The organism is Bacillus sp. WMMC1349, from assembly GCF_013155385.1.
Lineage (GTDB): Bacteria > Bacillota > Bacilli > Bacillales > Bacillaceae > Bacillus.
Genome location: NZ_JABJUQ010000007.1, coordinates 3,054,388 through 3,077,064, shown reverse-complemented (window position 1 = coordinate 3,077,064; position 22,677 = coordinate 3,054,388). Strand labels below are relative to the sequence as shown.

At 38.7% G+C, this 22,677-nt stretch carries 24 protein-coding genes, 3 pseudogenes and 1 riboswitch; of the genes and pseudogenes, 24 read left to right on the top strand and 3 right to left on the bottom strand.

Annotated elements, in window-relative coordinates; genetic code table 11:
• Positions 1 to 17 precede the first annotated feature (17 nt).
• The 3 genes from HOO54_RS18245 to HOO54_RS18235 all read left to right on the top strand — a co-directional run bounded on the left by HOO54_RS18245 (position 18) and on the right by HOO54_RS18235 (position 2,705).
• A complete protein-coding gene (locus HOO54_RS18245; protein WP_172297751.1) occupies positions 18 to 836 on the top strand; it encodes an ABC transporter ATP-binding protein in 819 nt (272 codons plus the stop codon).
• Between the two features lie 342 nt (positions 837 to 1,178).
• Positions 1,179 to 1,397, top strand: coding sequence for an RtcB family protein (locus tag HOO54_RS18240; RefSeq protein ID WP_172297749.1), 219 nt, complete (start codon positions 1,179 to 1,181; stop codon positions 1,395 to 1,397).
• Between the two features lie 351 nt (positions 1,398 to 1,748).
• Complete coding sequence (locus HOO54_RS18235) at positions 1,749 to 2,705, top strand: RtcB family protein (RefSeq protein WP_172297747.1); 957 nt, start codon at positions 1,749 to 1,751, stop codon at positions 2,703 to 2,705.
• 32 nt (positions 2,706 to 2,737) lie between these two features.
• Here the strand turns inward: HOO54_RS18235 and HOO54_RS18230 are convergent, their stop codons facing one another.
• Genes HOO54_RS18230 through HOO54_RS18220 form a run of 3 tightly spaced genes read right to left on the bottom strand, consistent with a single transcriptional unit; the run spans position 2,738 to position 3,520 of the window.
• Positions 2,738 to 3,070, bottom strand: a complete 333-nt coding sequence (locus tag HOO54_RS18230; protein WP_172297745.1) for a spore coat protein — start codon at positions 3,068 to 3,070, stop codon at positions 2,738 to 2,740.
• Between the two features lie 10 nt (positions 3,071 to 3,080).
• Positions 3,081 to 3,332 (bottom strand): hypothetical protein, encoded by a 252-nt coding sequence (locus tag HOO54_RS18225; RefSeq protein ID WP_172297743.1) that lies wholly within the window; start codon positions 3,330 to 3,332, stop codon positions 3,081 to 3,083.
• A 26-nt stretch (positions 3,333 to 3,358) separates the two neighbouring features.
• A complete protein-coding gene (locus HOO54_RS18220) occupies positions 3,359 to 3,520 on the bottom strand; it encodes a YuzL family protein (protein ID WP_172297741.1) in 162 nt (53 codons plus the stop codon).
• A 460-nt stretch (positions 3,521 to 3,980) separates the two neighbouring features.
• Here HOO54_RS18220 and HOO54_RS25245 point away from each other — a divergent pair.
• From HOO54_RS25245 to HOO54_RS18125, 21 genes and pseudogenes are all read left to right on the top strand, one after another.
• Positions 3,981 to 4,148: pseudogene (locus HOO54_RS25245) on the top strand (DUF3221 domain-containing protein); the annotation flags it as partial.
• A gap of 145 nt (positions 4,149 to 4,293) precedes the next feature.
• On the top strand, positions 4,294 to 6,684 hold the full coding sequence (locus HOO54_RS18210) for a 3-hydroxyacyl-CoA dehydrogenase/enoyl-CoA hydratase family protein (protein ID WP_172297739.1): 2,391 nt from the start codon (positions 4,294 to 4,296) through the stop codon (positions 6,682 to 6,684).
• Positions 6,685 to 6,694: 10 nt separating this feature from the next.
• On the top strand, positions 6,695 to 7,870 hold the full coding sequence (locus HOO54_RS18205; protein WP_172297737.1) for an acetyl-CoA C-acetyltransferase: 1,176 nt from the start codon (positions 6,695 to 6,697) through the stop codon (positions 7,868 to 7,870).
• 18 nt (positions 7,871 to 7,888) lie between these two features.
• A complete protein-coding gene (locus HOO54_RS18200; protein WP_172297735.1) occupies positions 7,889 to 9,673 on the top strand; it encodes an acyl-CoA dehydrogenase family protein in 1,785 nt (594 codons plus the stop codon).
• 123 nt (positions 9,674 to 9,796) lie between these two features.
• Positions 9,797 to 10,153 carry an arsenate reductase family protein gene (locus tag HOO54_RS18195; RefSeq protein ID WP_172297733.1) on the top strand — a complete coding sequence of 119 codons (357 nt, stop codon included), beginning with the start codon at positions 9,797 to 9,799 and terminating at the stop codon, positions 10,151 to 10,153.
• Between the two features lie 59 nt (positions 10,154 to 10,212).
• The gene (gene gcvH, locus HOO54_RS18190; protein WP_172297731.1) at positions 10,213 to 10,596 is read left to right on the top strand and encodes a glycine cleavage system protein GcvH; all 384 of its coding nucleotides are present in this window, start codon (positions 10,213 to 10,215) and stop codon (positions 10,594 to 10,596) included.
• 384 nt (positions 10,597 to 10,980) lie between these two features.
• Positions 10,981 to 11,322, top strand: a complete 342-nt coding sequence (locus HOO54_RS18185) for a toprim domain-containing protein (RefSeq protein ID WP_172297729.1) — start codon at positions 10,981 to 10,983, stop codon at positions 11,320 to 11,322.
• A 21-nt stretch (positions 11,323 to 11,343) separates the two neighbouring features.
• Entirely contained in the window at positions 11,344 to 11,652 is a 309-nt protein-coding gene (locus HOO54_RS18180; RefSeq protein WP_172297727.1) for a thioredoxin family protein, read from the top strand.
• A gap of 119 nt (positions 11,653 to 11,771) precedes the next feature.
• Positions 11,772 to 12,116 carry a hypothetical protein gene (locus HOO54_RS18175; RefSeq protein ID WP_172297725.1) on the top strand — a complete coding sequence of 115 codons (345 nt, stop codon included), beginning with the start codon at positions 11,772 to 11,774 and terminating at the stop codon, positions 12,114 to 12,116.
• Positions 12,117 to 12,219: 103 nt separating this feature from the next.
• Positions 12,220 to 12,326, top strand: a riboswitch (SAM riboswitch).
• Between the two features lie 113 nt (positions 12,327 to 12,439).
• Positions 12,440 to 13,465 carry a methionine ABC transporter ATP-binding protein gene (locus tag HOO54_RS18170; protein WP_172297723.1) on the top strand — a complete coding sequence of 342 codons (1,026 nt, stop codon included), beginning with the start codon at positions 12,440 to 12,442 and terminating at the stop codon, positions 13,463 to 13,465.
• Positions 13,458 to 14,126, top strand: coding sequence for a methionine ABC transporter permease (locus HOO54_RS18165; RefSeq protein ID WP_172297721.1), 669 nt, complete (start codon positions 13,458 to 13,460; stop codon positions 14,124 to 14,126). Before HOO54_RS18170 ends, HOO54_RS18165 begins: the two co-directional genes overlap by 8 nt.
• Positions 14,127 to 14,138: 12 nt before the next feature.
• Positions 14,139 to 14,963 carry a methionine ABC transporter substrate-binding lipoprotein MetQ gene (metQ, locus tag HOO54_RS18160; RefSeq protein WP_172297719.1) on the top strand — a complete coding sequence of 275 codons (825 nt, stop codon included), beginning with the start codon at positions 14,139 to 14,141 and terminating at the stop codon, positions 14,961 to 14,963.
• A gap of 99 nt (positions 14,964 to 15,062) precedes the next feature.
• Positions 15,063 to 15,431 (top strand): carboxymuconolactone decarboxylase family protein, encoded by a 369-nt coding sequence (locus HOO54_RS18155; protein ID WP_309244885.1) that lies wholly within the window; start codon positions 15,063 to 15,065, stop codon positions 15,429 to 15,431.
• Between the two features lie 190 nt (positions 15,432 to 15,621).
• Entirely contained in the window at positions 15,622 to 15,768 is a 147-nt protein-coding gene (locus HOO54_RS24455) for a YuzK family famiily protein (protein ID WP_253907711.1), read from the top strand.
• Positions 15,769 to 16,243: 475 nt separating this feature from the next.
• Positions 16,244 to 16,350: pseudogene (locus tag HOO54_RS25240) on the top strand (hypothetical protein); the annotation flags it as partial.
• 352 nt (positions 16,351 to 16,702) lie between these two features.
• Positions 16,703 to 17,488: a Fe-S cluster assembly ATPase SufC gene (gene sufC, locus HOO54_RS18150; protein WP_172297715.1), complete on the top strand. Its 786-nt coding sequence runs from the start codon at positions 16,703 to 16,705 to the stop codon at positions 17,486 to 17,488.
• Between the two features lie 13 nt (positions 17,489 to 17,501).
• Positions 17,502 to 18,815, top strand: a complete 1,314-nt coding sequence (sufD, locus tag HOO54_RS18145) for a Fe-S cluster assembly protein SufD (RefSeq protein WP_172297713.1) — start codon at positions 17,502 to 17,504, stop codon at positions 18,813 to 18,815.
• Positions 18,815 to 20,038: a cysteine desulfurase gene (locus HOO54_RS18140; RefSeq protein ID WP_172297711.1), complete on the top strand. Its 1,224-nt coding sequence runs from the start codon at positions 18,815 to 18,817 to the stop codon at positions 20,036 to 20,038. The genes sufD and HOO54_RS18140 overlap by 1 nt, the downstream gene beginning before the upstream one ends.
• Positions 20,028 to 20,474: a Fe-S cluster assembly sulfur transfer protein SufU gene (gene sufU / locus HOO54_RS18135; protein ID WP_172297709.1), complete on the top strand. Its 447-nt coding sequence runs from the start codon at positions 20,028 to 20,030 to the stop codon at positions 20,472 to 20,474. Before HOO54_RS18140 ends, sufU begins: the two co-directional genes overlap by 11 nt.
• A gap of 16 nt (positions 20,475 to 20,490) precedes the next feature.
• Positions 20,491 to 21,888, top strand: a complete 1,398-nt coding sequence (gene sufB, locus HOO54_RS18130; protein WP_172297707.1) for a Fe-S cluster assembly protein SufB — start codon at positions 20,491 to 20,493, stop codon at positions 21,886 to 21,888.
• A gap of 125 nt (positions 21,889 to 22,013) precedes the next feature.
• Positions 22,014 to 22,613: pseudogene (locus HOO54_RS18125) on the top strand (phage major capsid protein); the annotation flags it as partial.
• Positions 22,614 to 22,677 lie beyond the last annotated feature (64 nt).

The following is a 22,677-nucleotide window of genomic DNA, read 5'->3' as shown; positions in this document are numbered from 1 at the left end:
AAGGAGAGGTTTCATTTATGAGTGCCATTTCGACAGAAACGTTAAGCTTAGGTTATGGAGAAACAATGATTATTGATGAATTAAACTTAACGATCCCAAAAGGTGAAATCACTGTATTTATTGGCAGCAATGGCTGCGGTAAATCAACTCTCCTTCGCTCACTTGCACGTTTGCTGAAACCAAAAGGCGGTTCTGTCCTGTTGGAAGGAGACTCTATCTCTAAACTACCAACTAAGGAAGTTGCCAAAGAACTGGCGATTCTTCCTCAAGGACCTGCAGCTCCAGAAGGATTAACTGTCCTTCAACTCGTCAAACAGGGACGTTATCCTTATCAAAATTGGCTTAAACAATGGTCAGTAAAAGATGAAGAAGCTGTTCAAAATGCTTTAAAGGCAACCAATATGGAAGAACTCGCTAACCGTACAGTTGACTCACTATCAGGTGGCCAGCGCCAACGTGCTTGGATTGCGATGACACTTGCTCAGGAAACCGGGATTATTTTATTGGATGAGCCAACTACATATTTGGATATGACCCATCAAATCGAAATTCTTGATCTTCTTTTTGAATTAAATGAATATGAAAAACGCACAATTGTGATGGTGCTCCATGATTTGAATCTTGCTTGTCGTTATGCCCACCACCTAGTGGCAATTAAGGATAAGCAAATCTATGCGGAAGGAAGACCAGAAGCAATTATTGACTGTCAGCTTGTGCAAGATGTTTTTGAAATGAATTGTGAAGTGACAAGAGATCCGCTTTTTGGTACACCACATTGCATTCCATATGGCAGAGGAAGGTGCATCGTCCAGCAGGTCGCTCAGTCTCATGCTTAATTCACTTCATGAGGAGTCTACGTTTCGTTTTCGATGCGTAGGCTTTTTAATTTTTGTAGGGATGAGGATATCGGTGTGTGTGTGATTATTGCATATTAAAAGAGAAAATAGTCACGAATGTTTTATCTCCCGAAAGGATGGCAGAAAGGTCAAGCTCTAGTCATTAGAAGATGGGGAAATTCTTAAAATGCATCACGCCAGCGTGATACATTTTTGATTAAACATCAAACCATTTAATGATATTATAATAACAGATCTTGACTATAATACAGGAAATTAGTTCAGAAAAAATAACTGAACTAGAGACTTTACAAAAACTCTATTAGCTAAACGGAGGAAATCATGATTGAATTACGGGGGAAATACAATTTAGCAAAAGTATTTACAGACAATTTAGATCAAAAAGCCATGGGACAGATTATAGAATTATGTAATCAGTCTTTTGCTGAAGGCAGCCAAATTCGAATTATGCCTGATACACATGCAGGAGCAGGCTGTACAATCGGAACAACGATGACAATTAAAGATAAAATCGTGCCAAATCTTGTTGGGGTTAACTAAGTCGGCTCCAACTTTAAAAAACTCGCTCAATTGCTGGAAACCTGACCGTGTAGTGACGAAGGCAATCAGCATCCAGAGGTTATGGTGACATAATCAAATGGTTCAGAGACTTGTACCAAGTTAGCAGACTTAGGTGCAGAATGATTCTATATTCCTGCCAGAGAGAAATGGAGTGTAACATACTTGCACATGTGTAATTAGCTCAAATTTATTATTGGGTTGTTACCTAATTTATGGAATCATTAACACGGCGAGCCTATAGTAGGGGCTGCACAAGACTCCGATGACTATAGTGAAGGTATAGTCCACCCCCTAAGAAATTAGAGGATCAAGTACGATATTGGCTGCGGGATGTCACTCGCTGTCATTGATCAACATAAAGATAACATCAATTTTGATCAACTAGATGAAGTGATTCAAAAACATGTCCCTAGTGGATTCAAGATCAGAAATCAAAAACATCAGTTTGCAAATTTGGTCAATATTGATGATGTCCAAGCTCCAATTAATAAAGGTCGTGCAGAGAGGTCAATTGGAACACTTGGAGGAGGCAACCATTTTATTGAATTGAATGAATGGGATGATAAAGTAGCGATTGTTATTCATAGTGGTTCCCGAAACTTGGGAAAACAAATTGCGGAATATTATCAAGATCTAGCTTATCAAGAACTCATGGACATGAAAGATAAAAAACAAGAGGTGATTGATCAATTAAAACAAGAAGGACGCGTAAATGAAATTCAAGAAATACTAAACTCAATGAAAAGTCCCAAAATACAAAAAGCTTTAGCGTATTTAGAAGGTGATTCCTTTGCAGCTTATATGCATGATATGGCGATTGCACAAAAATATGCAGATTTAAACCGCAAAGCAATGATTGAAGAGATTGTACGGCATATGAAATGGCATATCATTGATGAATTTACAACCATCCATAACTATATTGATATAGAGAATATGATTTTACGTAAAGGAGCAATTTCAGCACAGAAAGGGGAACGCGTCATTGTTCCGATGAATATGAGGGATGGTAGTTTAATTGCGGAAGGAAAAGGAAACCCAGACTGGAACTACTCAGCGCCTCATGGTGCAGGACGCTTGATGTCTAGATCAAAAGCAAAAGCAAACCTGTCACTACATGAGTTTCAAGTGACAATGAAAGAGGTGTGGAGTACTTCAGTTGTATCTGAAACACTGGATGAAAGTCCAATGGCATACAAGCCAATGGAAGAAATCATCACCAATACAGAAAACGCCTTATCAATACAAAAAATCATTAAACCGCTATATAATTATAAGGCTCACTAAATGTAAAGAAACCGGATTTTTTCCGGTCTCTGCTATTGATTATTTTGATATGGTGATTGGTTTTGGAGGGTAGACTGAAACTGCTGATAAGTTTGCTCAATTTTCATTGCGTCTTCAGCTTCAATTTTGTACCAACCATATTGAAACATCAAATCGTATATTCTTCGCTGTGTATTTTGCGCTTCATGAAAAAGAGGCTGTATCTTTTGATAAAGCGCATCATGGCTTAATTCATTCATTGCAGTCGAATATGAAGATGTGATATATTTTTCGGTTGTTAGTAATTCATTGACAAAATCTCGGTCATTCATGGCGCTTGTATTAGGTACAGGTGTTTCTTGATTGCCGATTTTTTGTTGATTCATGATGGACCTCCTATTGCATATAGACTGTTTGATTTCCGCTTTGATTTGAATGGAGCTGTTCCAAGATCGTATTGTAATGGTTATGATGCATTTGCCCTGTCCGCTCAAGTTCTGTTTTCAGGGTCTGATCTTGACAATGCTCAGCCATAAAATGGGCTTTTTTCATAGCAAGCAAATTCCAGTTCAGCATATCTTTTAAATATAAATGATCTTTTGTAGAAATCACAGACGGTGGGGTTGTCATTTGTTGTTGATTTTGCATAGTCATTCTCCTTTACCTTTTAAAATTTATTCATGGTCATGACCGCCCATATTCTCTTTTTTATACTGCTGGTTCTGGCTTGACTGTTTACCTCCGGCATCTTCCTTTTTGTAATCAGGGCCTGCATTTCCCTTCATAGCGGCTGCACTGATTGCAGCTGCAGAGGGATTTTTTCGTTCGCGTACCATGCCGTCACCTCCTCTTGTATAGAATGTCCAAAAAGCTTTGAAACATGTTATTGGATGTGGCAATATAAATATGAAGATGCTCCAGTCATGAAATTGCTTCACACTTGGTGTCTTATAACAAGTTAGATGTGATTTTCTATTACATTCGCGCAAACTCACCCCCAAGGTCGAATGAATGATTAAAAGAACGCTCAATCCTTTGCTTTTGCTGTTTATAAACCACCTTTCAAATGATAAAATCATTTTAAAAATTAAATATCAGGAAAGGAAACGGTGTATTGCGTAAGTTATTATTATTTCTTTCAGTTATTGCTATTCTAGTTTCAATTGGATGTCAATCATAAGAAGATCATAAAAAAGAAGGACAGAGCATTGTGGGCTATATTGTGCACAAAGAAGGAGATAGAGCAATCCTTGTTGAGAGTCAGAACAGCCCTAAAAAAAGCATGATGATTTAACAAAACAAGAGCTCCTTGAAAAGTATAAAAACAAGGTGATATTGTTGGGGATTAGTGAAATAAAAAACAAAGAAGACATCAAAAAAAGGCAGAAAGTAAAAGTATGGTTTCAGGTACTTAAAGAATCAAATCCTCCTCAAGCAACAATTTATAAAATCGTTTGTTTTTGACGCTAATTTCTAAAAAATTTCTGAAATTTTCCTCAAGGCTATTGAACTTGATTCAAAAATCTTTTAAGATGATAAAAGACAGGGGAGTTTATTTTTTTTAAGTAAAAATGAATGAGTATTCATTCAAAGGTAGGGAGGATCTTTCATGGTCAAGCATATTCGAAAAGCCGCTGTTATTGGATCCGGAGTGATGGGATCGGGAATTGCAGCGCATTTAGCCAATATTGGCATTCCTGTTTTATTGCTCGATATGGTTCCACGAGAACTAACGAAAGAAGAAGAGAAAAAAGGCCGCACCCTTCATGACCCTGATGTGCGTAATCGGTTGACCCAGACAGCAGTAAAAAAGCTGTTTAAACAAAAACCGGCTCCGCTTACTTCTAAGAAAAACATCAGCTACATTACAACGGGAAATATGGAAGATGATTTTGAAAAAATAAAAGAAGCTGACTGGATTATTGAAGTTGTTGTTGAAAATCTGGATGTTAAAAAGCAAGTATTTGCCAAAGTTGACCAGTACAGAAAACCAGGCAGTATCGTGAGTAGTAACACCTCAGGTATTTCCGTTAAACAAATGGCGGAAGGACGATCTGTAGATTTTAAAAAGCATTTTTTAGGGACACACTTTTTTAACCCTGCTCGCTACTTAAAATTGCTTGAAGTTATACCAATAGATGAAACAGATCCAGAAGTATTGTGCTTCATGAAAGAATTTGGTGAAGACGTACTAGGAAAAGGGGTTGTTGAAGCGAAAGACACACCGAATTTTATCGCCAATCGCATTGGAACATACGGCCTCCTTGTTACAGTTCAGGAAATGCTTAAAGGCGGATATACAATAGGTGAAGTCGATTCAATTACAGGACCTCTTATCGGACGACCGAAAAGTGCGACATTCAGAACACTTGATGTCGTAGGTCTTGATACATTCTCCCATGTAGCTAAAAATGTTTATGATCAAGTTGAAGGAGAAGAAAAGAAGGTTTTTCGGCTTCCAGAGTTTGTCGAAAAAATGCTGGAAAATGGCTGGATTGGCAGTAAAGCTAAGCAAGGTTTTTATAAAAAAGAAGGAAAAGACATTTTTGAGCTTGATCCAATAACAATGACATATGGAGAACGAAAGAAACTAAAAACACCTGGTCTTGAAGCTGCGAAACAGCTAAAGGGCACTGGATCAAGAATGAAAGCGCTTATTTATTCGGAGGATAAAGCGGGCATTTTACTTTGGAAAACCACAGCGCCAACACTTGTTTATTCAGCAGCCTTGACTGGTCAAATCGCTGACACCGTAGTAGCTGTTGACAAAGCGATGAAATGGGGATTTGGTTGGGCACAAGGACCGTTTGAAATGTGGGACAGCATCGGTGTGAAAGAGTCAGTTCAAAAACTTGAAGCTGACGGATGGCAAGTAGCGGACTGGGTTAAAGAAATGCTTAAAAAAGGGCATAAATCTTTTTATTTAAGAGAAAATGGCAGAACGTTTTTCTATGATATCCAGTCTGGGGAATACCGCGCTTTAGAGGAAAATAAGAAAAATATTTATCTTTCTTCAATCAAAGAGACAAAAGGTATCATCAAAAAAAATAGCGGTGCTAGTTTAATAGATTTAGGTGATGATGTAGCACTGTTAGAATTTCATTCGAAAAGCAATGCCATTGGTCTAGATATCATTCAAATGCTGAAATATGCAATTGATGAAGTGGATGCCAATTACAAAGGGCTGGTCATTGGAAATCAAGGCAAGAACTTTTGTGTCGGTGCTAACCTAGCTATGATGCTTATGGAAGCTCAAGATGATAATTTTATGGAAATGGATATGATCATCCGCCAATTCCAGCAAACGATGCTGAAAGTGAAGTACAGTTCTAAACCAGTAGTCGCAGCACCATTTGGAATGACACTTGGAGGGGGAACTGAGGTATGCCTCCCTGCTGCACGTGTTCAAGCCTCAAGTGAAGCCTATATGGGTCTTGTTGAAGTTGGTGTTGGCTTGATTCCAGGAGGCGGAGGTAATAAAGAACTTTATTTGAACCACTTAAAAGGGTTCCCAGAAGGGATGTCTGTCGATCTTCAACAGGCAGCAAACCAAACATTTGAAAAAATTGCAATGGCAAAAACATCCACTTCAGCCCAAGAAGCAAGAGAACTCAATATATTAACTTTGCAAGATCAAATTAGTATGAACCAGGATCACCTCTTATATGATGCTAAATCGTTTGTACTGACACTTCATGAAAATGGCTATCGTCCGCCAGTGAAACAAAAAGTTCCGGTTACTGGTGAAACGGGTTATGCTGCGCTCCTCCTTGGAGCAGAGGCTTTTAAACTATCCGGGGCCATTTCTGATCATGATATGACAATTGCGAAAAAGTTAGCATTTGTGATTGCCGGCGGCAGAGTTTCTTTTGGAGCAGAAGTATCAGAAGAATATTTACTAGACTTGGAAAGAGAAGCTTTTCTGAGCCTTGTGGGTGAACCAAAGTCTCAGGCAAGAATGCAACATATGCTTGTAAAAGGCAAACCTTTGCGTAATTAGGAGGGATAAAATGAGAGAGGCAGTCATTGTGTCGGGAGCTCGAACCCCGATTGGAAAAGCAAACAAAGGTTCATTGAGAACGGTTCGTCCCGATGACTTAGGTGCGCTCACTGTGAAAGAAACATTAAAAAGAGCGGGCGAATATGAAGGGAACATTGACGATTTAATTATTGGCTGTGCTACCCCAGAAGCTGAACAAGGCTTAAATATGGCACGGAACATTGGGGCACTAGCAGGTCTGCCCCACACAGTGCCAGCCGTTACCATTAACAGGTACTGTTCTTCAGGACTTCAATCGATTGCATATGGAGCCGAAAAAGTCATGCTTGGGGCAGCGGACACGGTCATTGCCGGCGGAGCTGAATCAATGAGCATAGTCCCAATGATGGGTCATAGTATCAGACTAAATTCTGCGTTAGCAGAAAATGCTCCTGAATACTACATGAGTATGGGGCATACTGCTGAACAAGTTGCCATTAAATATGGCGTTTCTCGGGAAGATCAAGATGCTTTTGCTGTTAGCAGCCATCAAAAAGCGGCTAAGGCAATTGCTGAGGGAAAATTTGCTGATGAAATTGTTCCGGTTGAAGTCACGCTCAGACATGTTGATGAAAGCCATAAATTAAAAGAACAAACGTTTACATTTGCTACTGATGAAGGGGTAAGACCAGGGACAACTAAGGATGTCCTTGCAAAGTTAAGGCCCGCTTTCTCTGCGAAAGGTACGGTCACTGCTGGAAATTCTTCGCAAACAAGTGATGGAGCGGCTGCAGTGATGATTATGGACAAAGAAAAAGCAGATGCCCTTGGGTTGGCACCGCTTGCTAAATTCCGTTCCTTTGCTGTTGGTGGCGTTCCACCGGAAGTGATGGGAATCGGTCCGATAGAAGCAGTACCGCGTGCATTGAAGATAGCAGGTCTTGAACTAAAAGATATTGGTTTATTTGAATTGAATGAAGCATTTGCTTCGCAATCCATTCAAGTCATTAGAGAGCTAGGCATTGATGAAGAAAAAGTAAATGTAAATGGCGGAGCGATTGCATTAGGGCATCCACTCGGCTGTACAGGGACAAAGCTGACGCTTACACTACTTCATGAAATGCGACGGAGAAGCGAGCAATTTGGAGTTGTGACAATGTGTATTGGCGGCGGTATGGGAGCAGCAGGAGTGTTTGAGTTAGTTTAAACAAAAGGGGATGGGAACATGGAATCAACAAAGGATCAAATGAAAAAAGGCGGTGCCTTTTTAATAGATGAGGTCACACCTGATCAAATGTTTACACCGGAAGACTTCACAGAAGAACATAAAATGATTGCGAAAACAACAGAAGATTATATTCTTGGTGATGTTTTGCAATATGTTGATGAAATTGAAGAACACAACTTTGATCACTCTGTCAGACTTCTAAAAAAAGCGGGGGAACTGGGACTTCTTGGTGCGGACGTTCCTGAAGAGTATGGCGGGTTTGGTCTTGATAAGATTAGCTCAGCTTTAATTACTGAGAAATTTTCAAGAGCAGGCAGTTTTTCATTGTCATATGGAGCACATGTTGGAATCGGAACATTGCCAATTGTTTTCTTTGGTACACATGAGCAGAAAAAGAAGTACCTTCCAGCATTAGCATCAGGTGAAAAGTTTGCGGCATATGCCTTGACTGAACCGGGATCTGGTTCTGATGCACTGGGAGCAAAAACGACAGCAGTCTTAAATGAAGCAGGAACACACTATATACTGAACGGAGAAAAACAATGGATTACAAACTCCGCCTTTGCTGATGTATTTGTTGTCTATGCTAAAATTGATGGAGAACATTTTTCAGCTTTCATTGTTGAAAAAGACTACCCTGGTGTCTCAACTGGACCGGAAGAGAAAAAGATGGGGATTAAAGGTTCTTCAACTCGGACACTCATTTTAGATCAAGTACAAGTACCAAAAGAAAACCTTTTAGGTGAGGCTGGAAAAGGACATGTCATCGCTTTTAATATCCTCAATATCGGTCGTTACAAATTAGCTGTCGGAACCATCGGGGCTTCTAAACGAGTGATTGAATTGTCAGCTGCTTATGCCAATCAACGCCGTCAATTTAAGACACCGATTTCCCGTTTCAGCTTAATCGGTGAAAAAATTGCCAATATGGCTTCAAAATTATATGCGATGGAAAGCTCTGTCTACCGGACAGTCGGACTTTTTGAAGACAAGATGGGAATGCTGTCTGAAGAAGAGCAAAAAGATGGCAGACAAGTGGCAAAATCGATTGCTGAATATGCGATTGAGTGCTCACTGAATAAAGTGTTCGGATCTGAAACACTTGATTATATAGCTGATGAAGGGGTCCAAATCCATGGAGGATATGGATTCATGCAGGAATACGAAGTAGAGCGGGCGTATCGTGATTCCCGAATTAATCGAATATTTGAAGGAACCAATGAAATCAACCGTCTTATTGTCCCAGGAACGTATTTGAAAAAAGCGATGAAAGGAGAACTCCCGCTATTAGAGAAGGCTAAGGCATTGCAGGAAGAGCTGATGATGATGATGCCTGAGGAACCGGGTGACGGCGTGTTAGAGCAAGAAAAATATATCCTGAAAAACGCTAAAAAAATCGCGCTTTTAGTCTCAGGTTTGGCTGCACAAAAATATGGCAAGAACCTTGAAAAGGAACAAGAAATTCTTGTCAACATTGCCGATATCGTTAGTCAAGTATATGCGATGGAATCAGCTATTTTAAGAACTGAAAAAGCGCTTTTGGCTGAAGGAGAAGAGAAAAACCGTCAAAAGATCCTTTATACACAAATATTCACACAGGAAGCTCTTTACGAAATTGAAAGCCATGCGAAAGAATCGATCATTGCTACAGAATCAGGTGATACGCTGCGAATGATGCTTTCCGCTCTTCGAAAACTGACACGCTTTACACCTGTTAATGTTATTGAGAAAAAACGCTTGGCGGCCAAAGGTGTATTTGAAGCAGAAAAATATATTGTTTAACAAAAAGAGAAAACCCTGCTTTTGTAAGCGGGGTTTTTTAGCTATAAACAGCTAAGCAACGTCTTAGGTTTTTAAAAAGATCTATGTTAAAATAGCCTCGGATAAATGATAAGGGGTGAATATATGGCACTAGACTTTTATTGGTACCCGAAATGCGGAACATGCCGAAAAGCGAAAAAATGGCTTGAAGACAACGGAAGAGAAATACATGACATACATATTGTTGAACAGCCACCGAGCAAAGAGAAACTGAAAGAGCTTTATCAAAACAGCGGTCTTAACCTGAAAAAATTTTTCAACACAAGCGGGCAAAAATATCGAGAACTTGGATTAAAAGATAAGCTGCCACAAATGTCTGAAGACGAACAATTTGAATTGCTTGCTTCAAATGGAATGTTGATTAAACGTCCAATTGTAACAGATGGTCAAAAGGTGACAATCGGTTTTAATGAAGATCAGTTTAAGACATACTGGTTATAGCGGTTCAAATTATGGTATCTTCAAGATAGGCCTGATTAATTATATATGGAGGGGTAAGCATGAGCACACCAAAAGAGTTACGTTATTCTGAAGAACATGAATGGGTTAAAACAGAAGGGGACAAAGTAAGAATCGGTATTACCGATTTTGCCCAGTCAGAGCTTGGTGATATCGTTTTTGTTGAACTGCCTGAAGTCGGGGATGAGATTCAAGCAGACGAGCCTTTTGGAAGTGTTGAGTCTGTTAAAACTGTTTCTGAATTATATGCCCCAATTAATGGGAAAGTCATTGAAATCAATGAGGAATTAGAAGACAGCCCTGAATTTGTCAATGAATCTCCTTATGAAAAAGCATGGATGATTGTCGTTGAGCCAGCTGATGCAACTGAAATCGACAAACTGATGACCGCTGAACAATATGATGACATGATAAAAGAAGACTGATTGACTAAGTATGGTTCATTTTAAAAAAAGAGGTATGGCACCCTTCACGGCATACCTCTTTTTCAAATTCTCAGGTGCTCACCGCCGAAAGGATATGGGTAAATACGTTGGAAACGAATCCGGCGGCGAAATGGAGCTGTCTAAAAAGTCCTTTATCAACATGAACCAGGGAGACTCCCGCGGAAAGCGAACAAATTCCCCAATTTTTATTCAGCCACACAACTTTCAGGACACATCCGAAATTAAAACCATCGTGATATTTTCTTTTTAATTAATATATTGCTGGCTCATATTGTGGTGGTAAATAGGTTACTTATATAAGAGTGGTGAAAATTGAGGAATACGATCTTGAGTTTTTGCTGAATAAGATGAGGTTGTGATGAAATGACGGAATCGAAAAAAGTTGTCATTGTCGAAGGGAAATCTGATAAGCTTAAAATCAAACAGCTAATTGATGAACCTGTTGACATTATTTGTACAAATGGAACAATTAGTTTGACAAGACTTGATGAATTGGCTGAAGAACTATATGAAAAAGATGTATATATATTGGTAGATGCTGATGAGTCCGGTGAAAAACTCCGTAAACAGCTAAAGAGAGAGCTTCCAGAAGCTTTACACATATACATTGACAAAGTTTATAAAGAAGTTGCTTCTGCTCCAAACGACCATTTAGCAGATATTCTTATAAGAGGAAATATTCGTGTACATGCAAAGTTTTTATAATAGAGGTGGGCTTAAAAAGATATGCAGGAACTTCAGGAACGGGAATTGCAAATGCTTGGTGATCAAACCTGTCTTTTATATCTATATACTCCTTTTTGTGGAACTTGTCAGTTGGCAGGAACGATGTTGGGGGTTATTGACAAGTTAATGACTGGAGTTCCATTTTATAAAAATAATTTAAATTATTCACCAACATTTGCAGAACAGCAAAAAATTAAAAGCGTACCATGTCTTGTCATTTATAAAAAAGGTAAAATCGTCAAAAAAGAATACGCCTTTCACTCTGTTTCTTATTTATACGATATGATTAAACAAATTATTGCGGATTGAGGGTATCTTTGACATATTTCTTGGGAAATAAACTTGAAAACTTGTCGATCATTTCATAAAGGACTCCAGCTGGATAAAGAGAATCACTAAGTATGACCAATTTAGAGGAGGTTATACAGTTGGAGAAAATAGAATCGATCGAAAAAGACAATCAGACCATGTTAAAACCTCTATTATCCACAACCGTTTTGTTTATTACATTTCAAGAAGAAAAAGAAGATTTCACACTTGCAATCAATGAAAAAGGAGAAATGAAAAAAATATTCTCAGTGGAAAAACCTCACTTGACTTTTTTAGGAGAGCGAAATGAAATCATTGATCTTCTTCATGGGGATATATCCTTACAACATCTTGTTGAACTCGGTACTATAAAAGTAAAAGGCTCATTTCGTGCATTATTAAAACTTGAAGCTATTTTGTGGCTGACAGACGGTTTTTTTAAAAACAGTAATCTTCATATTTAAACATATAGGTCATTTATCCTATGAAAAAGAGTTGACAACTATTTTTACTCATGATATATTTTTCTTTAAGAATTCCGATCTTTCAAAAAAATAATATCTGATTCTCTTATCAAGAGAGGTGGAGGGAAGTGCCCTATGAAGCCCGGCAACCATCAACAAATGTTGAAATGGTGCCAATTCACGCAAAGCAGAAGCTTTGAAAGATGAGAGAAAGGTTAAGTTTTTTAAAAGCCTTTCTGCTCATATGTGCGGAAAGGCTTTTTTATTCATCATTTTGGAATTTCTGAGAAGAACGAATAACAGCAAGAAAGCAGGTGGTGACTTTGATAAATCTTCGGAATGTTTCAAAAACTTATCAGTCAAATCATGGAGATGTTCATGCCGTTCGGGAGGTCACCCTTACGATTAAAAAAGGTGAAATCTTCGGAATTATCGGATATAGCGGAGCTGGTAAAAGTTCATTGATTCGGTTATTGAATGGACTTGAACAGCCCACTTCAGGTGAGATTGAAGTTGCTGGCAGGACAATTAGCCAGATTAAAGGCAAAGTCTTGAGAAAAGCAAGGCAAGAAATCAGTATGATCTTTCAGCATTTCAATTTATTATGGTCAAGAACTGTTCGTGAAAATATTGCTTTCCCGCTAGAAATAGCCGGAATGAACAAAGACCAACGTTTAAAAAGAGTTGATGAGCTGATTGAACTTGTCGGTCTTAAAGGAAAAGAAAATGCTTATCCATCTCAGCTAAGTGGAGGACAAAAGCAGCGTGTTGGAATTGCAAGGGCACTCGCAAACAATCCGAAAGTTTTGCTTTGTGATGAAGCAACATCAGCACTTGATCCGCAGACAACTGATTCCATTTTGAGTCTGCTATCTGATATTAATGAAAGACTAGGATTGACAATCGTTTTGATTACCCATGAAATGCATGTCATCAGGAAGATCTGTCATAGAGTCGCCGTCATGGAAAACGGTCATGTTGTCGAAGAAGGCGATGTACTGACCGTTTTCAGAAAACCGAAGATGGATATAACAAAGCGGTTTGTTCAGCAAGTGACTGAACCAGAAGAAACAAAAGAAACTTTAAAACAATTTCTCACAGAAATGAAATCAGGAATAACAATCAAACTTTCATTTGTCGGTGAGGCAGCTGAAACACCTCTCATTACGCAAATCATTCGAAAGTTTACTGTTGAAATCAATATCCTGCAAGGGAAGATTTCACAAACTCAAGAAGGGGCATATGGTTCATTATTCATTCATATCGATGGAACTGAAAAGGAAGTCAGTCAAGTGATTGATTTCATCAAGAGCAAACATGTGGAAGTTGAGGTGATCTCAAATGTTTGAAAAATTGTTTCCTAATGTAGATTTGGAACAGCTGTGGGAAGCGACATATGAAACGATTTATATGACAGGTATTTCGCTTTTGTTTGCCTTTATCATTGGAATCATCCTTGGGTTATTATTGTATATGACATCTAAAGGTAATATTTGGGAAAATCGATTGATTAATCTAGCCATTGCAGCAGTCGTTAATGTTTTTCGGTCTATTCCATTTATTATATTAATTGTATTGCTGTTAGGGTTTACAAACTTTTTAATGAAAACCATCTTAGGACCAAACGCAGCCTTACCCGCACTCATCATTGCATCAGCACCTTTCTATGCTCGTCTTGTGGAAATCGCGTTACGGGAAGTTGATAAAGGTGTAATTGAAGCGGCAAAATCAATGGGTGCTAAAACATCAACGATTATTTTCAAAGTTCTCTTACCAGAATCAATGCCTGCGCTTATATCAGGCATTACTGTAACTGCCATTGCGCTGATCGGTTCAACAGCAATGGCGGGAGCTATCGGTTCTGGAGGGCTCGGAAATCTTGCTTATATAGACGGGTTTCAGATGAATAACCCAGATATTATTTTAATAGCAACAATATTAATTTTAGCTATTGTGTTTATCATCCAATTTATTGGAGACTTTATAACAAATAAATTAGACAAACGTTAAGGAGGAAATAAAGTGAAAAAAAGTTTATGTATTGCTATATTTATTATTTTTGCAGGAATTCTCTCAGCCTGCGGCTCATCAAGTGAAAAGGAAAACAACAAGGTCATTACAGTTGGCGCAACACCAACGCCGCATGCGGAAATTCTTGAAAAGGTTAAGCCATTGCTGAAAGAAAAAGGCTATGATCTAGAAATTAAGAAATTCACTGATTATAAACTGATTAATAAAGCGCTTGTCTCAAAAGATCTTGATGCAAACTATTTTCAACATGTTCCGTACTTAGAACAGGAAATGAAAGAAAACAAAGACTATGACTTAGTTAATGTCGGTGCCGTACACCTTGAGCCATTTGGAATTTATTCAAAAAAATATAAATCTTTAAAAGAACTTCCTAATGGTGCATCAATTATCATGAGCAACAATGCTGCCGAGCAGGGCCGGATGTTGTCAATGCTTGAAAAAGCAGGCCTAATCAAATTGAAATCTGGAATTAAGAAAGTGGACGCGACGATTAAAGACATTACCGAAAACAAGAAAAATTTAAAAATCAGAAATGATGTTGCTCCAGAAATGACAGCAAAAGCGTATGAAACGAATGAAGCTGATGCAGTATTTATCAATGTGAACTTTGCAATTCAAAACAAACTTAATCCGAAAACAGATTCGATCAAGCTTGAATCTCCAAAAGAAAATCCTTACGCAAACATTATCGCTGTCCGCAAAGGTGATGAAGATTCCGAAAAAATCAAAGCACTTCTAGAAGTATTGCGTTCAGATAAAATCAAACAATTCATAGATAAAAAATATCAAGGTTCTGTCATATCTGTCTCAGAATAATCAATTGATCCCTCGGTTTCTGAAAACCGGGGGATTTTGCGTATTTTTTCCTCAATCAGTTCATAATAAAAATAGCTTAAACAAATGGAGGGAAAAATCGTGTCTCAGGAACAATCAGAAAGTATTATTGAATCAGCATTACACGAATACAAATCAGGAATTGGTACTTTTTCTGAAAAAATGCCGGGTATTGCTTCTAAGTACAACGAGTTTACACAGGAATGTTTTAAGGAGGGGGCGATTTCTGAGAAAGATAAACAGTTGATTGCACTTGGAATCAGTATTCATGCACAAGATGAGTATTGTATGATCTATCACATTAAAGGGTGTCTTGACGGAGGAGCAAGTGATCAAGAAATTCTTGAGACCGCTGGTGTTGCTGCTGCTTTTGGTGGGGGAGCTGCAATGAGTCAGGCGGTAACACTTGTCTTGCAAGCCATAGAAGAATTTAAACAAACGAAACATTGAGGGAGAAATAAAAAGGAAATTCACTTTTACATGTTTATATTTCTTTCATATCGAAAAATAACCGCATATTTGAGGCTCTATCGGCTTTGAACATTCTGTATATAATTGGTATCATGTAAGAAAATCTCTGAAAGGATGATTCATTATTTGCTCAAGCCAAGATCAGCTTGACCTTGAATTTACTGCGGAAATGGAGAAAGCGATGCAAACAGCTCACGGCATCGGTTATCAAGAATACAGCAGAAGGCATACAACACGCCTTGAAGTTGAGAAAAAACGAGAAATACAGTACAGGAAAAGTAAACAGATCATTTCAAACATGAAAATGATCGGCTAATGGAAGGGGACGGTGAAAAATCCGTCCTTTTTGTCTGAAAACAGTTGACCATATAAAATAAGAGGAATAACATTTTTAATATGAATATATGATCATTTAAATGTAAAAATAATTTAGGAAAAAATTGAAAAGGCTAATAGAAGGTTCGCCGCTTTTAAAAAGGAGGAATCATGCTGTAGACACCAACATACACTACTATTTTGTAGGAAAAGAAGAGTTAAGTGTGATCAAGACAAACAAGTCTCGCTTTGTTGTCTGATGCTAGGCGCATATTAAGCTTGTTTGCGATTTGGAGAAGTAAAACATATATGGCCGCACTTTTAAATGAAATTACTCCCATTGGGACAAAGTGTTGGAATGCTCGGTATTGCTTTTATTGGACTCCTTGCAATATAGCTGATGCATCTGTATTAATGAAGCGGGATACAAGCGCAAAGTATGATTTTGGTTCTGTCAGTGCGTTCATCTACATATCGCTGATGCGATTGCGAGTGTCATTGTACGGTTTTAGTGCTTGTCAGCGGTGGGCGTGTGAAAGACTCTGTTCATATATTAATGGAAGAAAAGCCAAAACATATTGATATCTAAGGAAAGGTTACTAGCTTTTCTCTTGAGTTAATTAAAACCAAATATTGGTATATCTAGAAAAACAGTTTAAACTAGAGCATGTCAGACTCCAAATTAAAGGTGATCAGCATTCCCATCATAATCGATGCAATTGAGAACCATCTGCCTTTATGATAAACAAAAATTCCCTTGTTCCATAACAGATCAGAAAGTTTATGTTCGAAATCTCTTTAATAGAAAGGTGTTTTTTGTTACACTTGTACATCAGAAAGATAAAACGCATTGGTTGTATTCAATTTTCATTTGTTATAAAATTAGAATGAGAATAAACTGATAATAATGATTATATATATTGGAGGTATATTTCATGGCTGCTTCGACATTAACAATCAAAGATCTTCATGTTGAGATTGAGGGGAAAGAGATTTTAAAGGGTGTAAATCTAGAGATAAAAGGTGGACAATTCCACGCTGTCATGGGACCGAACGGTACAGGTAAATCGACTTTGTCTGCAGCGATTATGGGGCATCCAAAATATGAAGTAACAAAAGGCAGCATCTTGCTTGATGGTGAAGATGTACTGGAAATGGAAGTAGATGAGCGCGCTCAAGCTGGTTTATTTTTGGCGATGCAGTACCCAAGTGAAATTAGCGGTGTCACCAATGCCGATTTTCTTCGGTCAGCAATTAATGCACGAAGAGAAGAAGGTGACGAAATTTCATTGATGAAATTTATCCGCAAGATGGATCAAAACATGGAATTTCTTGAAATGGATCCTGATATGGCACAACGCTATTTAAATGAAGGATTCTCTGGCGGTGAGAAAAAACGCAATGAAATTCTTCAGCTGATGATGATTGAACCTAAAATTGCCATTCTTGATGAAATTGACTCAGGTCTAGATATTGACGCCCTTAAAGTCGTTTCAAAAGGAATTAACAAAATGCGCAGTGAAGATTTTGGCTGCTTAATTATTACACACTATCAGCGTCTGTTAAACTACATAACGCCTGATCATGTTCATGTCATGATGCAGGGGCGTATTGTAAAATCAGGTGGACCTGAACTTGCACAGCGTTTAGAGGCAGAAGGATACGATTGGATTAAGCAAGAGTTAGGAATCGAAGACGAAACTGTCGGTCAAGAAGCGTAAGCGTTAGGGGGATATGACATTGCAAACAAAACTATCAATAGATCGGGAATATGTCAAAAGTTTCTCTGAGAAACATCAGGAGCCAGCCTGGCTGCAAGACCTGCGTTTAAAAGCGCTTGATCATGCGGAAGAATTGCCACTGCCTAAACCTGATAAAACAAAAATATCGAATTGGAATTTTACGCAATTTGCTAAGCATACTGTAGAAAATGAACCGCTTGAATCTTTGGATGATCTTTCTGATGAAGTCAAATCTTTGATTGATCTTGAGAACGAAGATAAGACCCTTTATATTCAAAAAGATCAAACACCTGCTTATGTATCTCTCTCAAAAGAGCTTCAAAGTAAAGGTGTTATCTTTACCGATATTCATACGGCTTTTCGTGAACATGGCGATCTTGTCAGGAAATACTTTATGAAAGATGGCGTAAAAGTTGATGAACATAAGCTAACAGCACTTCATGCAGCCCTATTAAACGGAGGGGCATTCCTTTATATTCCAAAAAATGTTGAACTCACAAACCCTATTCAAGCTGTTTATGTTCATGAAAGCATTGATACGACACTGTTTAACCATGTCTTAATCGTTGCGGATGATAACAGTGCGGTCACATATGTGGAAAACTATATTAGTACAGTCAATCCTAAAAAAGCAGTGTTTAACATTGTTGCCGAAGTGATCACAGGTGCAAATGCTCGTGTTCAATATGGAGCAGTTGATAATCTTTCTGCCGGGGTTACGGCATATGTCAACCGCCGAGGTCTCGCTCTTGGCAGGGACAGTAAAATTGAGTGGGCACTAGGATTGATGAATGATGGTGATACCATTTCAGAAAATACGACAAATTTACATGGTGATGGCACATTTGGCGACACAAAAACAGTCGTTGTCGGCAGAGGCGAACAAACTGAAAACTTTACAACACAAATCATACATCATGGTAAACATTCAGAAGGCTACATTTTAAAACATGGTGTGATGAAAGACTCCGCTTCTTCGATTTTTAACGGAATTGGCAAAATTGAACATGGTGCATCAAAATCAAATGCAGAACAGGAATCACGCGTTTTAATGCTAAGTGAAAAAGCCCGCGGTGATGCGAATCCTATCCTTTTGATTGATGAAGATGATGTGACAGCCGGTCATGCTGCATCTGTTGGTCGTGTTGATCCGGTTCAACTGTACTATTTAATGAGCCGCGGCATTCCAAAAGAAGAGGCAGAGCGTCTTGTGATTCATGGCTTCCTTGCACCGGTTGTTAATGAACTTCCGATTGAAGGCGTGAAAAAGCAATTGGTCTCTGTAATTGAAAGGAAAGTAAAATAATGAATATCAATGAGGTTCGCAGTCAGTTTCCGATCCTTCATCAACAAGTCAATGGGCATGATCTCGTTTATTTGGACAGTGCTGCTACATCACAAAAACCACGTGTAGTCATCGATACGTTAAATGATTATTACAAATCATATAATTCCAATGTCCATCGTGGAGTTCATACACTGGGAACGAAAGCAACGGATCGCTATGAAGGAGCACGCGAAAAAGTCAGAAAGTTTATCAATGCAAAATCGTTGCAAGAAATCATTTTTACGAGGGGTACGACAACTGCTCTTAATACGGTTGCACTCAGCTATGCCCGGGCGAATTTGAAACCGGGCGATGAAATAGTCATTACACCGATGGAGCATCATGCGAATTTGATTCCTTGGCAGCAAGCTGCGAAAGCAACCGGTGCAACATTAAAATATATTCCTCTGCAAAAAGATGGTAGCCTTTCTTTAGATGATGTGAGACAAACGGTGTCTGCTCATACAAAGATTGTATCGATTTCCCATGTATCAAATGTTCTTGGGACGATCAATCCAATTAAAGACATCAGCAAAATTGCCCATGACCATGGTGCAGTAATGGTTGTTGATGGTGCTCAAAGCACACCTCATATGAAAATAGATGTTCAAGATTTAGATTGCGATTTTTTCACTTTTTCGTCTCATAAAATGTGTGGTCCGACTGGAATTGGGGTATTGTATGGAAAGAAAGTCTTGCTTGAAAACATGGAGCCTGCAGAATTCGGTGGGGAAATGATTGACTTTGTCGATCTTTATGAATCGACTTGGAAGGAGCTGCCTTGGAAGTTTGAAGCGGGTACACCAATCATTGCTGGTGCGATCGGACTAGGTGCAGCGATTGACTTCCTTGAAGACATCGGGCTTGAGAAAATTTCAGAACATGAACATCGACTCGCTTCATATGCGTTAGAACAGTTTAAAGAGCTTGATGATGCAGTTGTTTATGGACCGAAAGAGCAGCGGGCAGGTCTGGTGACATTCAATCTAAAAGATGTCCACCCGCATGATGTAGCAACAGTGTTGGATGCTGAAGGGGTGGCTGTTAGAGCTGGACACCATTGTGCACAGCCTTTAATGAAATGGTTGAATGTTTCCGCGACAGCCAGAGCAAGCTTTTATCTGTATAATACAGAGGAAGATGTTGATAAACTGATTGCAGCTCTCCACAAGACAAAGGAGTATTTCACAAATGTCTTTTAATGTGAACTTAGATACATTATATCGGCAGGTGATTATGGATCATTACAAAAACCCGCGCAATAAAGGGATTTTAAGTGATGGAATTGTTGTTGATATGAACAATCCAACATGCGGTGACAGAATCAGACTGACGATGACAATAGCGGATAATAAAGTAGAAGATGCAAAGTTTGAAGGGGAAGGGTGCTCGATTTCGATGGCATCTGCTTCAATGATGACACAGGCAATCAAAGGAAAAGATGTAGAGAGTGCCCTTCAAATGTCACAAATTTTTTCAAATATGATGCAGGGCAAAGATTACGATGATTCACTTGATTTAGGTGATATCGAAGCCTTGCAAGGCGTTTCCAAGTTTCCAGCCCGTATCAAATGTGCAACTCTTTCATGGAAAGCACTTGAAAAAGGTGTTCAAACAGAAGAAAACGATAATCAATAGATTGGAGTGAAAATGGATGGCCAAAAAAATGCCGGATATCGGTGAATATAAATATGGTTTTGCCGACAAAGACGTTTCCATTTTCCGTTCAGAGCGGGGACTGACAAAAGAGATCGTTGAAGAAATTTCACGCATGAAAGAAGAGCCACAGTGGATGCTTGATTTTCGTCTCAAATCTCTTGAGCATTTTTACAATATGCCAATGCCGCAATGGGGCGGAGATTTAAAGTCATTAAATTTTGATGAAATCACTTACTATGTAAAGCCTTCTGAGCGTTCAGAAAAGTCTTGGGATGAAGTTCCTGAAGAAATTAAACAGACATTTGATAAGCTCGGAATTCCTGAAGCTGAGCAGAAATATTTAGCAGGTGTTTCCGCCCAATATGAGTCAGAAGTGGTCTATCACAATATGAAAGAAGACCTTGAATCTCAAGGAATCATCTTTAAAGATACGGACAGCGCCCTCAAAGAAAATGAAGATATTTTCCGTGAGCATTTTGCAAAAGTAATTCCGCCAACTGACAACAAATTTGCAGCGCTCAACTCTGCAGTATGGTCCGGTGGATCATTTATTTATGTACCAAAAGGTGTCAAAGTAGAAACACCATTACAGGCGTATTTCCGCATCAACTCTGAAAATATGGGACAGTTTGAGCGGACATTAATTATCGTTGATGAAGGTGCACATGTTCACTATGTGGAAGGCTGTACCGCACCTGTTTACACAACAAACTCCCTTCATAGCGCAGTAGTTGAAATCATCGTTAAAAATGGCGGGTATTGTCGCTATACAACCATTCAAAACTGGGCAAACAATGTCTTTAACCTTGTGACAAAACGGGCTGTTTGTGAAGCTAACGCAACAATGGAATGGATCGATGGCAACATTGGTTCCAAGCTGACAATGAAATATCCTGCTGTTATTTTAAAAGGCGAAGGTGCACGCGGCATGACGCTCAGCATCGCATTGGCAGGTAAAGGTCAACATCAAGATGCAGGCGCAAAAATGATCCACCTTGCACCAAATACGTCATCAACAATTGTCTCAAAATCAATTTCTAAACAAGGTGGTAAAGTCACATACCGCGGAATCGTCCATTTTGGGCGCAAAGCAGAAGGCGCCCGTTCAAACATCGAATGTGACACACTGATCATGGATAACAAATCCACATCAGACACGATCCCTTACAATGAAATCTTGAACGACAACATTTCATTGGAACATGAAGCAAAAGTATCAAAAGTATCTGAAGAGCAACTCTTCTACCTCATGAGCCGCGGCATTTCTGAAGAAGAAGCAACCGAAATGATCGTCATGGGCTTCATCGAACCATTCACAAAAGAACTGCCGATGGAATATGCGGTTGAAATGAACCGTCTTATCAAGTTCGAAATGGAAGGTAGTATTGGTTAACCCTTGTATATCAAGGGTTTTTCTTATTTTTAGAACGTGCTAAGTTTAATTCGTGCCAAGTTAATGCGAAGTTGAGGTTACTTTTATGTTATTAGAAGTTATTTTTAACATGCAAGGCTGAAAATGATTTAATTGTGGAAAGTGCCCCTGTATTCGATTCAGTACGTTTAGAAGCAAAACCATTGTATGCAATGACATCTATTTCACTAGAATTGATTGAATCAGGTGGACTTGATATTGGAATGGCGGTAACAAATATCATGGCATCTGCAATGGCACAAGCCGTTCAAAGTTTTATGTTGAAGGGTGGAGGTGTTAATGGATATAAAGGTATCTTGAATGACCCTAACATCAATCTAATTGATGCAACTACTAATGATTATGCAAGTATTGGGGCAGGGTTTAGAGCAATCAGAAGTGCAAACGGCAATCCTGATGCAATGGATTTAGAATTGCTAACAGATACAACAGGGCAATATATTCAACCCCCTAAATTCATGGAGAACCTTGAAACCTATTCTTTAGGTGGTGGACTTGATGAAGGTGTTGTTGCTAACCTTCAACCAATTGCTTGGAGCATCCTTTCTGAGGGTGGACTTCAGATTGATATTGATAAATCAGGTGATGCTTTCAACCGTGGGCAGATTAAAATTAGAGCAAGAATCAACAGTGATTTTGCTTTAACGAATCCGAAGTTGATTTCTCATATTCGACCAACTGCATAAATGAACATGAAAAAAGCTAGGGGGAACCATAAACCCTAGCTTTTTTGTATTTTAAGGTTTGCTA